The sequence below is a fragment of the Rhabdaerophilum calidifontis genome (genome assembly GCF_008641065.1).
In the GTDB taxonomy this organism is placed as follows: domain Bacteria; phylum Pseudomonadota; class Alphaproteobacteria; order Rhizobiales; family Beijerinckiaceae; genus Rhabdaerophilum; species Rhabdaerophilum calidifontis.
Genome location: NZ_VTRS01000001.1, coordinates 508,207 through 523,213, shown reverse-complemented (window position 1 = coordinate 523,213; position 15,007 = coordinate 508,207). Strand labels below are relative to the sequence as shown.

12 protein-coding genes are annotated in these 15,007 nt (G+C 69.6%); 6 read left to right on the top strand and 6 right to left on the bottom strand.

What is annotated here, in order from left to right; all coding sequences use genetic code 11:
• The 3 genes from pyk to FWJ24_RS02515 are packed head-to-tail and all read right to left on the bottom strand — an operon-like array spanning nucleotide 1 to nucleotide 3,292.
• A complete protein-coding gene (gene pyk, locus FWJ24_RS02525) occupies nucleotides 1-1,437 on the bottom strand; it encodes a pyruvate kinase (RefSeq protein ID WP_150286192.1) in 1,437 nt (478 codons plus the stop codon).
• 54 nt (nucleotides 1,438-1,491) lie between these two features.
• Complete coding sequence (locus FWJ24_RS02520) at nucleotides 1,492-1,956, bottom strand: DUF1036 domain-containing protein (RefSeq protein WP_150286191.1); 465 nt, start codon at nucleotides 1,954-1,956, stop codon at nucleotides 1,492-1,494.
• A gap of 31 nt (nucleotides 1,957-1,987) precedes the next feature.
• Nucleotides 1,988-3,292 (bottom strand): glycerate kinase type-2 family protein, encoded by a 1,305-nt coding sequence (locus FWJ24_RS02515; protein WP_150286190.1) that lies wholly within the window; start codon nucleotides 3,290-3,292, stop codon nucleotides 1,988-1,990.
• 126 nt (nucleotides 3,293-3,418) lie between these two features.
• Here FWJ24_RS02515 and FWJ24_RS02510 point away from each other — a divergent pair, with 126 nt between their 5' ends.
• Both FWJ24_RS02510 and FWJ24_RS02505 read left to right on the top strand, forming a co-directional pair.
• Nucleotides 3,419-4,219 (top strand): N-formylglutamate amidohydrolase, encoded by an 801-nt coding sequence (locus FWJ24_RS02510; RefSeq protein WP_246155478.1) that lies wholly within the window; start codon nucleotides 3,419-3,421, stop codon nucleotides 4,217-4,219.
• Nucleotides 4,220-4,301: 82 nt separating this feature from the next.
• The gene (locus FWJ24_RS02505; protein WP_166443562.1) at nucleotides 4,302-4,583 is read left to right on the top strand and encodes a DUF2312 domain-containing protein; all 282 of its coding nucleotides are present in this window, start codon (nucleotides 4,302-4,304) and stop codon (nucleotides 4,581-4,583) included.
• Nucleotides 4,584-4,610: 27 nt separating this feature from the next.
• Here FWJ24_RS02505 and FWJ24_RS02500 read toward each other — a convergent pair whose 3' ends face one another.
• The 3 genes from FWJ24_RS02500 to FWJ24_RS02490 form a co-directional block, all read right to left on the bottom strand.
• The gene (locus FWJ24_RS02500; protein ID WP_150286188.1) at nucleotides 4,611-6,191 is read right to left on the bottom strand and encodes a peptidoglycan L,D-endopeptidase MepK; all 1,581 of its coding nucleotides are present in this window, start codon (nucleotides 6,189-6,191) and stop codon (nucleotides 4,611-4,613) included.
• A 141-nt stretch (nucleotides 6,192-6,332) separates the two neighbouring features.
• Nucleotides 6,333-8,297: a L,D-transpeptidase family protein gene (locus tag FWJ24_RS02495; RefSeq protein ID WP_150286187.1), complete on the bottom strand. Its 1,965-nt coding sequence runs from the start codon at nucleotides 8,295-8,297 to the stop codon at nucleotides 6,333-6,335.
• A 174-nt stretch (nucleotides 8,298-8,471) separates the two neighbouring features.
• A complete protein-coding gene (locus FWJ24_RS02490; protein WP_150286186.1) occupies nucleotides 8,472-9,968 on the bottom strand; it encodes a sigma-54-dependent transcriptional regulator in 1,497 nt (498 codons plus the stop codon).
• 210 nt (nucleotides 9,969-10,178) lie between these two features.
• On the opposite strand from FWJ24_RS02490, the gene FWJ24_RS02485 reads away from it, so the two are divergent.
• The 4 genes from FWJ24_RS02485 to FWJ24_RS02470 all read left to right on the top strand — a co-directional run bounded on the left by FWJ24_RS02485 (nucleotide 10,179) and on the right by FWJ24_RS02470 (nucleotide 14,996).
• Nucleotides 10,179-12,014 (top strand): M3 family oligoendopeptidase, encoded by a 1,836-nt coding sequence (locus FWJ24_RS02485; RefSeq protein ID WP_150286185.1) that lies wholly within the window; start codon nucleotides 10,179-10,181, stop codon nucleotides 12,012-12,014.
• An 83-nt stretch (nucleotides 12,015-12,097) separates the two neighbouring features.
• Nucleotides 12,098-13,456: an ABC1 kinase family protein gene (locus FWJ24_RS02480; protein WP_150286184.1), complete on the top strand. Its 1,359-nt coding sequence runs from the start codon at nucleotides 12,098-12,100 to the stop codon at nucleotides 13,454-13,456.
• A gap of 106 nt (nucleotides 13,457-13,562) precedes the next feature.
• Nucleotides 13,563-13,775: an aa3-type cytochrome c oxidase subunit IV gene (locus FWJ24_RS02475; protein ID WP_150286183.1), complete on the top strand. Its 213-nt coding sequence runs from the start codon at nucleotides 13,563-13,565 to the stop codon at nucleotides 13,773-13,775.
• 84 nt (nucleotides 13,776-13,859) lie between these two features.
• Nucleotides 13,860-14,996 (top strand): Re/Si-specific NAD(P)(+) transhydrogenase subunit alpha, encoded by a 1,137-nt coding sequence (locus FWJ24_RS02470; RefSeq protein WP_150286182.1) that lies wholly within the window; start codon nucleotides 13,860-13,862, stop codon nucleotides 14,994-14,996.
• Nucleotides 14,997-15,007: the final 11 nt, after the last annotated feature.

Below are 15,007 nucleotides of genomic sequence, written 5' to 3'. Positions count from 1 at the left end.
TCAGCCCGGCGGCCGGTCTCCCGCCCCCACGAAGGCGATCCGCAGCATGTTCGTGGCGCCCGGGGTTCCGAACGGCACCCCCGCCACCAGGATGACGCGCTGGCCGGGATTGGCGAATTCCTGTTCGCGCGCCACCTGGGCGCCAAGCCGCGCCATGTCGTCGACATCGCGGGGATCCTCGCCGACAACCGCGTGCACGCCCCAGACGAGCGCCAGCCGCCGTGCCGTGTGGTGGCTCGTCGTCAGCGTCAGGATCGGCGGATAGGGCCGCTCGCGCGCGATGCGCAGCGCCGTGGCGCCGCTGGCCGTCCAGGCGACGATGGCGCGGAGATCGAGGGTCTCGGCGACGGAGCGCGCCGCGGCGGCGATGGCGTCGGCGCCGGTCGGCTCCGGCGCCGTGCGCTGGCCGGCGAGCAGCACCGTATAATTGGGATCGCGTTCCACCGCCTCGGCGATCCGGCTCATCGTCTCGACCGCGGTGATCGGGTATTTCCCGGCCGCGCTCTCGGCCGAGAGCATCACGGCATCGGCGCCCTCGAACACCGCGGTTGCGACATCGGAGACCTCGGCGCGGGTCGGCGTCGGCGATTGGATCATCGATTCGAGCATCTGCGTCGCGATCACCACGGGCTTGCCGAGCTTGCGCGCCATGCGGGTGATACGCTTCTGGAGCCCCGGCACGACCTCCAGCGGCATCTCGACGCCGAGATCGCCGCGCGCCACCATCAGCGCATCGGAAAGCTCCATGATCTCGTCGAGCCGCTCGATCGCCTGCGGCTTCTCGAGCTTGGACATCACCAGCGCCCGGCCGCGCGCGATCTTGCGGACCTCGGCGACGTCATCCGGCCGCTGCACGAAGGAAAGCGCGATCCAGTCCACCCCCGCCTCGAGCGCCGCAACAAGGTCCGAGCGGTCCTTGTCGGTGAGCGCCGAACTCGGCAGCAGCGTATCCGGCAGGCTCACGCCCTTCTTGTTCGAGATCGCCCCGGCGACCTCGACCTCGATCTCGACCCGCTCCGGATCCGCCTCGCGCACGACGAAGAGCAGCTTGCCGTCATCGATCAGCACGCGGTGGCCGGGGCGCAGCGCGGCGAGGATCTCCGGATGCGGCAGATGCACCCGCGTCGCGTCGCCCGGCGCGGGGTCGGAATCGAGCACGAAGCGCTGCCCCTTCTCGAGCATCACCGGCGGTGCGGCGAAGGTGCCGACGCGCAGCTTCGGCCCCTGGAGATCGGCGAGGATGCCGATCGGCCGGTTGAACTCGGCCTCGATGGCGCGGATCTGCTGGACGCGCTGCGCCAGCACCGCGTGGCTCGAATGGCTCATGTTGATGCGGAACACATCCACGCCAGCCTGGAAGAGCTGCCGGACGATCGCGAGATCCTCCGAGGCCGGACCAAGCGTCGCGATCAGCTTGGTTCTCCTGTTCCGCCGCATGGATCAACCCCCGCCATTTGGGAATGCGCCGCATTCCGCCGCCAAAACCGCCCGTCACCGCCCGGAGACGAGCCCCCCATCGCCAAGCTCGACCGTCCAGTCCGCCTGCTGCCCCGTATCGATCTCGATGAAGCCCGCGCGCTCGAAGCCACGCGCGTAGCAATCGAGAGGCCCCCGGATCGAGAATTCGGAATCGCGCGTGCAGAGCACGTTCGGCCCGCTCCAATCCCCGCCGCGGTCGTAATCGACCGCATGAATGTAGAAATAGCGTGACGCGAGGCGTCCGCGGATGATCGTCTCGCACCGGTTCGGCTTGAGATTGAACCAGCCCTCCGTGACCCAGACCGGACCGTCGAGATAGCCGATCGCCAGCCCCACGCGCCCGGCGGTCGCGTTGCAGACACGCAGATCGGCCCTCGCCGCTCCGCCCGCGAGCAGGAGGCCGAGAAGAACCGCGCCGAGGAAGGCCCCGATTCGCGACGGATGCCGCGCGGGAATCGGCCTGTTCGTCGTCTTCATGGGTTTCGTATCGCCCCGCCCCCGGCAAAGGTCAATCGCCGATCAGGATCACGCGCAAGTCATTGGCGTTGGTGAAGGTGGGGCCGGGAAGATGCAGGTCGCCGAGCGCCTCGAAGAAGCCGGTCGAATCGTTGCGCTCAAGATGCGCCGCGGGGTCGAGGCCATGCTCGGCGGCGCGGGCAAGCGTGGTCGGATCGATGAAGGCGCCGGCGGCGTCGGTGGGCTCGCCCCGCCCGCCATCCGTGCCGTCCGTGTCCGCGGCGAGCGCGACGATGCCCGGCGCGCCGCCGAGGCCGATGGCAAGCGCCAGCGCGTATTCCTGGTTCGGCCCGCCACGGCCGTCGCCCTTGATCGTCACCGTCAGTTCGCCGCCGGAGATGAGTGCCAGCGGGCCGCCCTGCTCCGCCTCGCGCAAGGCGAGTGCGGCGTGCTGGGCGGCGATGGCGCGTGCCTCGCCCTCGAGGTCACAGCCGAGATCCCGCACGACATAGCCAAGCCGCATCGCCGCCTCGCAGGCCGCATCGAAGGCATCGCGCGGGCGGGCGCCGATCATGGCCAGGCTGCGTCCGAAGGCCGGATCACCGGGTTTCAGCGTCTCGTTGGCGGGATCCGCCAGCGCGGCGGCGATCCCCGGCGAGAGAGGAATGTCGTAGCGCCCGAGCACCGCGCACGCATCGGCGAGCGTCGTCGCGTCCGGGACCGTGGGGCCGGAACCGATCGCGGAGAGATCGTCGTTCGGCACGTCGGACAGCGCGATCGTCACGAGCCGCGCCGGCGCAATCCGCTGCGCGAGGCGCCCGCCCTTGATGCGGCTGAGATGCTTGCGCACCGCGTTCATGGCGTCGATCGGCGCGCCGGAACGCAGGAGCGCGCGGGTGAGCGCCTGCTTCTCCTCCAGCGTCACCCCGGCGACCGGCGCAACGAGATTGGCCGAGGCTCCGCCGGAGAGCAGGAACACCGCGAGATCGTCTGGGCCGAGGGTGTCGGCCAGGTCGAGCATCCGCTCGGCGGCGGCCAGGCTCGCCGCGTCCGGCACCGGATGCCCGGCGCCGAGAATCTCGACGCCGCGCGTCGGAACCCCGTAGCCATGCCGCGTGACGGCGAGCCCGAGGAGCCGCTCCGGAGGCAGCCCAAGCTCATCGCGATAATGCGCCTCAGCGACCGCCGCCATCGCACCGGCGGCCTTGCCCGCGGCCAGGATCGCGAGGCGCCCGCCTTCCGGCGGCTCGGGGAGCAGCGGCGGCAGGAAGGTCCCGGCCGCGACTGCACGCACCGCTGCCTCGAAGATCGCGGTGCAATGCCGCCGCCGCGACCTGATCCGCAGCGATTCGAACATGGTCCGGCTCCTCCGATGACGATGCAGGGCAAGCCTAGCGGAACTGCGGTGTTCCGCAATCGGCTTGACCGCTGCGCGCCCCTTCCCGATGCTGCGCCGTCCGCCGCCCGAGGAGGAACCCGCCGCGTGAACGCCGTCATCCACCCCGAATCCGCCCCCGCCTTCGAGATCGTCGGCGGTGATGCCGGCGGGGGGCTCCTGCTCCTCTGCGACCACGCCCAGGCCAGCATCCCGAAGGAATTCGACAATCTCGGCCTGCCGGCGCGGGAACTCGGACGGCACATCGCCTATGATATCGGCGCCGAGGCGGTGACCCGGGTGCTCGCGGCAGAATTCGGCGCGCCGGCCGTGATGAGCCGCTTCTCGCGGCTGCTGATCGACCCCAATCGCGGCACGGATGACCCGACCCTGGTGATGCGTATCGCCGACGGCGCGATCGTGCCCGGCAATGCGCGCATCGACGCGGCCGGAATCGCGGCGCGGATCGCGCGCTTCTACGCGCCCTATGACGATGCGATCACCCGCACGATCACCACGATGCAGGCGAGCGGCCGCAACCCCGCCATCCTCTCGATGCATTCCTACACGCCGGCGATGAAGGGCATCGCGCGGCCGTGGGAGATCACCGTGATCTGGGATTTCGACCCCCGCCTCAACCGCGCGCTGCTGGCGGCGCTGCGCGCCGAGCACGACCTGATCGTCGGCGAGAACGAGCCCTATCAGGGCGGCTATGCCGGCGACACGATCGACCGCCATTGCCTGCGGCGCGGGCTCGCGCATGCGCTGGTCGAGATCCGGCAGGACCTGATCGACACGCCGGACAAGGCCGGGTTCTGGGGGCGGCGGCTCGCCCGCATCCTCCGGCCGGTGCTGGCCGATCCGACCCTCGCGGAAATCCGGCATTACGGCGCCCATCCGGCATTCTGACCCGCCGCACGCCAACCCACAGCACAGCACGCCGCCGATCTTGACCGGCGCGCGCGTTTGAGGGACGGAGTTCGCCCGAACTATGGGCCGCTCGGCAGGCCCGCCCCCGGAGATTGCCATGGACGACATTTCCCAGACCGGCGCCGGCCAGATCAAGGCGGTGATCGAACGGATCGAGCGGCTCGAAGAGGAGAAGCGGCAGATCGCCGCCGATATCAAGGATGTCTATGCCGAAGCCAAGGCCAATGGCTTCGACACCAAGATCCTCCGCAAGGTCATCACCCTGCGCCGGCAGGACGCCGACGAGCGGCGCGAGCAGGAGGCCCTGCTCGAAACCTATCTCCGCGCGCTGGGCATGGATTGAGCGGCAATGCCCCGCCTTGTGCGGGGCTCATTCGCCGGGTTTGGTGAACCCCATCCCGATCGGCCGGATGAAGCCGCCGGTGAAGGTCATGCCCGGCATCACCATTGCCCCGGCCTTGGAAAAGCCCATCGCCAGCGTATCGGGCTTCGGCGGGGCGGGCGGCGCGGTCGGATCGGCGATCAGCGCGCCGCGGATCGCGAGCGCCGGTGAAGGCGCGGGGCTTGCCGGCCTGGCGAGCGCGCCGCGCAGCGAGCGGGTCGCGCCGAGCGCGGCGACTTCGACCGGCGGCGGCGCCGGCCGGGCCGGCGGCGCGGGCGCCACAACCGGGGCATAGGCCTGCACCAGCGCCGGATCCGGCGCGCCAGGCGGCGCGAGGATGCCGGGAAGCGCCGCAGCGGCGGCCGGACGCGCCGGCGGCAGCGGCATCCCCGCGACGGTGACCGGAGCCGGTTCCGCCCCCGCGACGATGACCGGAAGGCCGGGGCGGATCGGCGGCAGCGGCTCATGCGCCGCCACGAGCTGGGCGAACGCGGCGCCGCGCGGCCGGATCGGCGGAACGGGCATCGCCGCGATCAGCACCGGCGGCGACGACTCGACCCGGGCCTCGGCCTTCGCCGGCTCGGTCCGGATCTCGGCTTTCGCCGGCTCGGGTGCCGGCACCGGCGCCGCAGCGACGACGCGCGGCGCCGGCTCGACGGGAACCGGCGCCGCCGTGCCCCAGGCGCTCACACGGTCTCCCGAAGCGGGAGCGGCCGCCACCTGCTGCGGCGGCGCGGCGCGGCCGCGGGCCGCAACGCGCGTGCCGCGCGCCGCGACCTCGCGGGAATCCTCGTCCTCGTCACCGCCGAACAGCAACGCCCACAGGCTCTTGCCTCGGTTCGCGTTGACCGTCTCGTAATCGAGCGCCGTGCCGCCGCGCGCCTGGATCTCGGCATAGGCGAGTTGGTAATTGGAAAGCGGGATGCCGTCCGCCGGGATATGGACCGTCTTGCCGTCCGGGAACAGGCGTTCAAGCTGCTCGCGCGGCATGCGCGGCCAGGAGCGCACCGAGCCGACATCGAGATGGACGAAAGGCGAGCCGGCGGAGGGATAATAGCCGACCCCGCCGCGCTGGAGCCGCATGCCGATCTCGCGCACCCGCGCCATGGAAACGCCGGGGATGTGGATATCCATAGCGTTGCCGCGCATGTGCTGGCTTTCCTTCGCCACCGCGCGCGAGCGGCGGCGCAGCATCGCGTTGGTGCCCGGCGAGCGATAGGCGGACATCACCTTGACCGGCTCGGAGGCACCGACCTCGCGATAGACATACCAGATCACGTCGAAGAGCTGCGGCGACATCGCGATCGGCTCGTCGACGCGCCAGTCGCGCAGGAACCAGTTGAGCTTCTCGAGCGCGCCGGACTCGAAGGTTCCCTCGCGTTTGTAGACGATGTTGATCGTCTCGCCGGTATGGGCATGCACCATGGAGAGTGCCCGCGTCTCGCCATTGGCATTGGCGTCCTGCGTTGCCGTCGTCAGCGCAACCAGCCCGAGCCCGGCGCCCGCCGCGAGCCAGACCCGCCGGACGAACCCGCCACCCGCCATGAAGAGCGGGCGCCGGACTTGCATCCATGCGCGGGAATGACGGCCGACAGAGCTCACCAAGCCCCCCTCTGCTTGTGGAGCGATCTCCCCGGTTCGCTTAAAATAATGGCAGAAAAATGCCAACCGGCTTCCTTGCGTCACAATCCCCGCCAGGGCAGGCGACGATCAGAGCGCCAGCGCCGCCCGAACGCGCTGATCGTGGCCGTAGAGATCGCGCCGCTGCTGCATGACGCCCGCCTCGTCGACGAAGACCGTGAAATAGGTCAGGTGGACCGGGATCTTCTCCTGCAGCCGGATCATGCGTTCGCCGCGGCCGACCATGGCGCGCAGTGATTGCTCGCTATGCCCCTGATGGCCGATCAGCTTCTCGGCGAAGGCGAAAGGATTCTGCACCCGCACGCAGCCATGGCTGAAGGCGCGGGTCTCGGCGGAGAACAGGTTCCGCGTCGGGGTATCGTGCAGATAGACCGAATGCTGGTTCGGGAACATGAATTTCACATGCCCCAGCGCGTTGCGCTCGCCCGGCGGCTGGCGAATCGAGATCGCATTGCCGCGCCGCACCACCTCGAAGCCCCGGCGCGCGGCGTAATCGGGATCGGTCGCGAGCTTGGGCAGGAATTCCTTGCGCAGGATCGAGGGCGGCACATGCCAGGACGGGTTGACGATCAGATGGTCCATCTCGTCGGAGAAGATCGGCGTCTGGGTCTCCGGCTTGCCGACGATCACCCGCGTCTCGAAGGCAACCTTTCCGCCATCGATGAAGCGCATGCGGAAATCCGGCACGTTGACGAACACATGGGTGCGGCCGAGATCGCGCGGCAGCCAGCGCCAGCGTTCCATGTTGGCGATGATGGTTGCCACGAGGCGGTTGAGATCCGGCCGCGTCTCGGACGGGTCGCGCGGGGCGCGGGGATCCTCGAGCGCGGCGCGGGTCTTCGGCGTGATGCGGCCGTTGGGCGTCAACTCGTTGGCGCGCTGGAAGGCGATCACCGCCTGGCGCAGGGGCTCGTCGTAGACATCGCCCTCCGCGGCCGGAAGCCCGAGTCGCAGGCGCAGCATCGCCACGCGCGGATCGGCCTTGCCGGGGAGAAGGGGCGGCCCCGCGAGCCAGCCCTCGGGCAGGCGGGCCGGGGGCTGCGGTGCGCCCTCTGCCCCGGCGACCGCGCCCGTCAGCAGCGGTGCGTCGATCTCGCGCCGGACCCGCGCCAGTTCCGCGCGCAGGGCACGGTAGCCGGCATGCGGCGGCTGATGGGCGCGCAGGGCATCCGGCACCGCCGCAGCGGCCAGCCCGGCGAGCGGCGCCAGCACCTCCGCCGGGGCGGGGATCTCAAGTTTCGGCGTCAGCAGCGAGGAGAGCCGCGCCGGGGTGAGCCGGCCACCGCGCGCGTCATGGGCGTAAAGAAAGGCTGCGACGGAGAACGCGATCTCGGCCGGGGCCCGCTCCCGCGCCGGCAGGGCACCCGAACGCCGCGCCGGCAGCGCCGCGAGCAGGCGGGCCGGATCGAGCCCGTCCGCCTCGGCGCCGGCGAGCGTTTCGGCGAGCATCTCGGCGGCGCGCGAGACCACGGCATCCGGCCCGGAAAGGTCGAGCCAGAGCGGCTGGAAATCCCGGGCCTGATAGAAAGCCACGAAGCTCTCGATCTCGGCCTGCGTCAGCCGGAACTTCGCCCGCGCGGGTTCGAGCAGCGCCTCGAGACGCTGCGGGTCAAGATCGAGCCCGGCCCCCGCCGCGGCAGAGGCGGTGACCGGAGGTGCAGCGGGCTCGAGCGAGACGATAACCGGCGGCGGCTCCGGCAGAGCGATATCCGCGGTTGCCTGCGCCGACAGACCGGGCTTCTCCGCCGCGCGCAGCTCATCGGAGAGGGCGATGGCGGGCGGCTCCGGCAGGTCGGGCAGGAGATCGGGCAGCACGGACACGCGGGCCGGCGCCGCTTCGGCCTGACGGAGCAGCGTCGCGTCGCCTCCCGAAGGTTGCGCGGCGCGGACACCATCCTCCGGCGGCCGCAGATCGCGGCTCGCCTGGATCTCGATCTCGGGCGGGGCCGGGAGGGCCGGGAAATGCGCCGCGTCCTCGGCGCGGAGCGGCAGCGCCGCCAGCAGCGCGAGGCCGGCAAGGAGACCGCGGGACATCCCGAAAGCGGAGCCGCTCCGCTCCGGCATGCGACGCATTTCGGACCCGTTTCTGTCGAACACGCTCATGGCCCCTCGCCCGTTTCGTCTTGGTCGTCCGAATCCCGGCTTTCCGTCAAGTGCGGCAACGCACAGCGCCGCCCTTCGGATGCATGCGCGCGCCCCCTGTCGCCGTCAGGCCACGCGGATCTGGGTTTCCTCGGCGCCCTCACCCTCCTCGGCCTCGATGCCGAGTTCCTTCAGCTTGCGATAGAGCGTCGAGCGACCGATGCCGAGCTTGCGCGCGACCTTCGACATCTGCCCGCGATAATGCTCGAGCGCGAAGCGGATCGTGTCGCTCTCGACCTGTTCGAGCGGCCGCACATCGCCGGTCTGGTCGAGAAGCGCCAGGGCCGACGGATCCTTGATCTCGACGCGGACGATCTCGCGCTCCGGACGCGCCGCGCGCGACGGCGCGGCAAGCGGCGGGATCTCGACCGCATGGCCGTCGAGCGCCTGCACGAGCTGCGGGAATTCTGCCGGGCCAAGCTCGTCGCCCTCGGCGAGGATCACCGCGCGGAAGATCGCGTTCTCGAGCTGGCGGACATTGCCCGGCCAATCGTAGCGGCAGATCAGCGCCATCGCCGCCTGGCCGATGCCGCGGATATTGCGCCCCTCCTCCGCCGCGATCCGGGCAAGAAGCCGCCGCGCGATCGCCGGGATATCCTCGCGGCGGTTGCGCAAGGGGGGGATCGAGATCGGGAAGACGTTGAGGCGGTAATAGAGATCCTCGCGGAACCGCCCCTGGCGCACCGCCTCGATCAGGTCGCGGTTGGTGGCGGAGATCAGCCGGATATCGACCTTGACGGTGCGTCGCCCGCCGACCGGATCGACCTCGCCCTCCTGGATGGCACGAAGCAGCTTCACCTGCGCATCGAGCGGCAGTTCGGAAACCTCGTCGAGGAAGAGCGTGCCGCCATGCGCCTCGACGAACTTGCCGGCATGCTTCTCCGTGGCGCCGGTGAAGGCCCCCTTCTCGTGCCCGAACAGGATGGATTCGACGAGATTGGCCGGGATCGCCCCGCAATTCACGGTGACGAAGGGTTTGCCGCGCCGGTCGCCGGCCCCCTGGAGCGCGCGGGCGAACACCTCCTTGCCGACACCGGATTCACCTTCGAGCAGCACAGGAATACCAGATTTGGCGGCACGTTCGCCGAGCCGGATCGCGCGGATCATGTCCGGCGCGCCCGAGGCAAGATCGGCGAAGCTCATCGCCCCCGAGCCGCGCTTGGAAAGCCGCCGCACCTCGCCCTCCAGGGCCTCGACGCGCAGCGCGTTCTTGATCGAGACCTGGAGCCGCTCGGCCCCGACCGGCTTGACCACGAAATCGACCGCCCCGGCCCGCATCGCGCCGATCACGGTTTCGATCGAGCCATGTGCGGTCTGGACGATGACCGGCGGCGACGCCTCGCCGGCGCGCAGGCGCTCCAGCACCGCCATCCCGTCGAGATCCGGCATCACGAGATCGAGCACCACCACATCGACCGGCGGCAAGGCGCGGTCCGCGATCCGGTCGAGCGCCGCCGCGCCGCTCTCGACGGCCTCCGGCTGATAGCCGAACTTGCGGACCAGCTCGGTCAGCAGCCGGCGCTGGACGGGGTCGTCGTCGACGACGAGGACGGTCGCGCTCATCTTTGGATCTTGCCTCTCGCGGCGGACGGAGGCGCCTGACGCGCGCGATCCGCCTGTGTCGTTTCGAACCAGTTTCGCGGATGGACGTAAACAGCTTGTAAATCCTGTCGCGCAGCCCTGCGAGCGGCGCGCGGTTGAAAGCGCCGCCGGCTTGCGTCATGGAATGGGGCCCGCTCCTCCCGCGTCGCGCCCGAGCCGAGAGAGACCCCGATGCGCCCGAACCCTGCCCTCCTGCCCGCTGCATCCGGCGCCGAATCCGAGACCGCACTGGGCGACCTGCCCGAATGGCGGCTCGACGATCTCTATCCCGGCATGGACTCGCTGGAATTCGCAGCGGATTTTGCGGCGATGTCCGACGATGCCAGGGCCTTCGCCGCCCGCTACCGCGGCAAGCTCGCCGCGCTGGCCGCCGGAGCGGAGGGCGGCGCGGCGCTGTTCGAGGCGATCCGCGCCTATGAGGCGATCGAGGAGCGGATGGGCCGCATCATCTCCTATGCCGGCCTGATCTACTCGACCGACACCACCAACCCGATCCACGGCAAGTTCTACGGCGACACCCAGGAGAAGGTGACGGAAGCAGGCTCCGAACTGCTGTTCTTCACGCTCGAACTCAACCTGATCGACGATCAGCTCATGGACCGGCTGATGGCCGCAGCACCGCTGGACCATTACCGTCCCTGGCTCGTCGACCTGCGCCGCGACAAGCCCTTCCAACTCGAGGACCGCATCGAGCAGCTGTTCCACGAGAAATCGGTCACCGGCCGCGCCGCCTGGAACAGGCTCTTCGACGAGACCATGGCCTCGCTGCGCTTCGATATCGCAGGCGAGACGCTGACGCTGGAGCCGACCCTGGCCCGCCTCCAGGATGCCGACGAGAACCGCCGCCGCGCAGCCGGCGAGGCGCTGGCAAAGACGCTGGCCGAGAACACCCGCCTCTTCACGCTCATCACCAACACCCTCGCCAAGGACAAGGAGATCTCCGATCGCTGGCGCGGGTTCCGGGATGTGGCGGAGAGCCGCCACCTCGCCAACCGCGTCGAGCCCGAGGTGGTCGATGCGATGGTGCAGGCGATCGAGGCGGCGCATCCGCGGCTCTCGCATCGCTATTACGCGCTCAAGGCGCGCTGGTTCGGCAAGGAGCGGCTCGAATTCTGGGATCGCAACGCGCCGCTGCCGAAGGTTCCGCAGCGTACCATCCCCTGGGAGGAGGCGCGCGAGACCGTGCTCTCGGCCTATGCCGGATTCTCACCGCAGATGGCTGAGATCGCCCGCCGCTTCTTCGACGGACGCTGGATCGACGCGCCGACCCGCCCGGGCAAGGCCCCGGGCGCCTTCGCACACCCGACCGTCCCGTCCGCGCATCCTTACGTGCTTGTCAATTATCTCGGCAAGCCGCGCGACGTGATGACGCTGGCGCATGAGCTGGGCCACGGCGTCCACCAGGTGCTCGCCGCCCCCAACGGCGCGCTGATGGCGCCGACGCCGCTGACCCTAGCCGAGACCGCGAGCGTGTTCGGCGAGATGCTGACCTTCCGGCGCATCCTCGCCGGCACGCAGGAGGTCGCCCAGCGCAAGGCCCTGCTCGCCGGCAAGGTCGAGGACATGATCAACACCGTGGTGCGTCAGGTGGCGTTCTATGCCTTCGAGCGGCGGGTTCATTCCGAGCGCCGCAACGGCGAGCTGACGACGGAGAGACTCAACGAGATCTGGATCGAAGTCCAGTCGAAAAGCCTGGGCCCCGCTATTCATCTCGGGCCGGGCTACGAGGTGTTCTGGGCCTATATCCCGCATTTCATCCACTCGCCGTTCTATGTCTATGCCTATGCCTTCGGGGATTGCCTCGTGAACTCGCTTTACGGCGTCTATCAGAAAGCGGACCCGAAATTCGTCGAGAACTACTTCGCACTTCTCGCGGCGGGGGGCACGCGGCACCATTCGGAACTGCTCGCGCCCTTCGGGCTCGATGCCCGCGACCCCGCCTTCTGGCAGATCGGCCTTAGCGTGATCGACGGCATGATCACCGAACTGGAGGGGATGGAGGGATAACCGCCCGCCATCCGAAGGGGCGCCCGCGTCGTAAAAAGGGTATCTCTCCTCCCCTTCCCGCGGGCAGACCCCATATCGCCGCCATGACTGATCGCGAACAGAACCGCTTCACCGCCCGTGCGAGCCGCTATGCGCGCGTCGGCGCCAATATGGGCGGCGTGGCCGCGCGCATCGCCGGCTCGGCGCTGGCCGGCCGCTCCGGTGATGCCGACCGCCGCAACGCCGCCGCGCTCACCGCCGCGCTCGGCGGGCTCAAGGGGCCGCTGATGAAGGTCGCGCAATTGCTCGCGACGATCCCGGAAGCGCTGCCGGCGGAATACGCGGAGGAATTGAAGGCGCTGCAATCCGAGGCGCCGCCGATGGGCGCGCTGTTCGTGCGCCGGCGCATGGCGGCGGAGCTTGGCCCGGATTGGGCAGCGAAATTCGCGGAATTCGAGCGCGAGCCCGCCGCCGCGGCCTCGCTCGGCCAGGTCCACCGCGCATGGCTGGCGGACGGCACCCGCCTCGCCTGCAAGCTGCAATATCCGGACATGGAATCGGCGGTCGAGGCGGATCTCAAGCAGCTCGGCCTCGTCTTCGCGCTGCACCGGCAATTCACCAGCGCGATCGACACCCGCGAAATCCGCGAGGAGATCGGCGCCCGCATCCGCGAGGAACTCGATTATGTCCGCGAGGCGCGCCACGCCGCCCTCTATGCCGAGATGCTGGCGGGGGAGCCGCTGATCCGCGTGCCGCGGGTCCTTCCCGCGCTATCGACACGCCGGCTGCTGACGATGGAATGGCTCGACGGCGAGAAGATCCTCGCCTTCAAGACGGCGCCGGCGGAAATCCGCAACCGGCTGGCAACCGCGATGTTCAGGGCCTGGTGGCACCCGTTCTCGCATTACGGCGTGATCCATGGCGATCCGCATCTCGGGAATTACACGGTCTTCCGCACCGCAGAGGGCGAGCCGGGCGGCATCAACCTGCTCGATTACGGCTGCATCCGCATCTTCCCGCCCACCTTCGTCGGCGCGGTGGTCGATCTCTATCGCGGGCTTCTCGAAGGCGACGAGGCGCGGATCGTCCATGCCTATGAGACCTGGGGCTTCCGCAGGCTCAATCGCGCGATGATCGACGTGCTCAACATCTGGGCGCGTTTCATCTACGGCCCGCTGCTCGACGATCGCACCCGCACCATCGCCGATGGCGTCTCGCCGGGGCAATACGGCCGCAAGGAGGCCGCCCGCGTGCATCAGGCGCTGAAGGAGACGGGTCCGGTGACGATCCCGCGCGAATTCGTCTTCATGGACCGTGCCGCGATCGGGCTCGGCGGCGTGTTCCTGCATCTCGATGCGGAACTGAACTTCTTCCGGCTGTTCAACGCCGAAATCGCGGATTTCTCGACCCGGACGGTCGCCGCGCGCCAGGCGGACGCGCTCTCCCGCGCCGGTCTTGCCTGAACCGCCCGCCCCGCGCTCCTCCCCGCCCGTCCAAGGCGATTGCGCGGAAAGGCGGTTTCCGTTAGACGCGAAGGCTGAAGCGACGTGCCGTCACCTAGGGGGAATCATGGCTGCCGACCACCACAACCACGATGCTCCGGCGATGGATTACGCCGAGCATGAAAAGACCTTCGCCCTGTTCGCCAGCATCATCAAATGGGGCACGGTGGCCTCCGTTGGCCTCGTCCTGCTGACGGGCGCTTTCAGCGGCACGATCGGCTGGTGGTTCGCCCTGCTCGTCCTGGTCGTGCTGGCTGCGATCATCGCGAAATTCTTCTGACCCGCGCCCGCCCGACGGGCCGAACCGCGACCGGACCCGCGCCCTCGCTGCGCGGGATGACATCGAACGACACGGGGGGACGGCATGCGCATTGCTTTTCTGGACGAATCGAAGAGCGGCGAGCCGCGCGTCGCGGTCACCCCGGAGACCGCGACCAAACTGAAGGCGCTCGGCGCGAGCCTTGTCGCCGAGAAGGGCGCCGGCGCCGGCTCGGCGATTCCCGACGCGGCCTACGAGGCCGCCGGGGTCACCATCGCCAAGAACGCCAACGAGGCGGTGAAGGAGGCGGATGTCCTGCTCGCCGTCCGCCGGCCGAAGCCGGAACTCGCCGCCAAGATGAAGAGCGGTGCGCTGCTGCTCGGCATCATGGATCCGCATGGCAATGACGAGGCGCTGAAGCCCTTCGCCGAGAAGGGCCTCAGCCTCTTCGCGATGGAACTGATGCCGCGCATCACCCGCGCCCAGGTGATGGACGTGCTCTCCTCGCAGGCCAATCTCGCCGGCTATCGCGCGGTGATCGACGCGGCCGAGGTGTTCGGCCGCGCCTTCCCGATGATGATGACCGCCGCCGGCACCGTGCCGGCCGCCAAGGTTTTCGTGATGGGCGCCGGCGTCGCCGGGCTTCAGGCGATCGCCACCGCCCGCCGCCTCGGCGCGATCGTCACCGCGACCGATGTGCGCCCGGCGGCGAAGGAGCAGGTCGCCTCGCTCGGCGCCAAGTTCATCGCGGTGGAGGACGAGGAGTTCCGGCAGGCGGAAACCGCCGCCGGCTACGCCAAGCCGATGTCCGCCGAATACCAGGCGAAGCAGGCTGTGCTCGTCGCCGAGCATATCGCCAAGCAGGATATCGTGATCACCACGGCCCTGATCCCCGGCCGCCCGGCGCCGCGCCTCGTTTCGCAGGCGATGGTCGAGAGCATGCGTCCGGGCTCGGTCATCGTCGATCTCGCGGTCGAGCGCGGCGGCAATTGCGAAGTGTCGAAGGCGGACCAGATCGTCGAGCATGGCGGGGTGAAGATCGTCGCCTGGTCGAACACGCCCGGCCGGATCGCGCCCTCCGCCTCGGCGCTCTATGCCCGCAACCTCTTCGCTTTCCTCGAGACGATGATCGACAAGAAGGAAGGCAGGCTCGCCGTCAATTTCGACGACGAACTCGTCAAGGCGACGCTGCTGACGAAGGACGGCGCGCTCGTCCACCCGATCTTCGCCCCGAAGGCGTAACCCGGCACGGC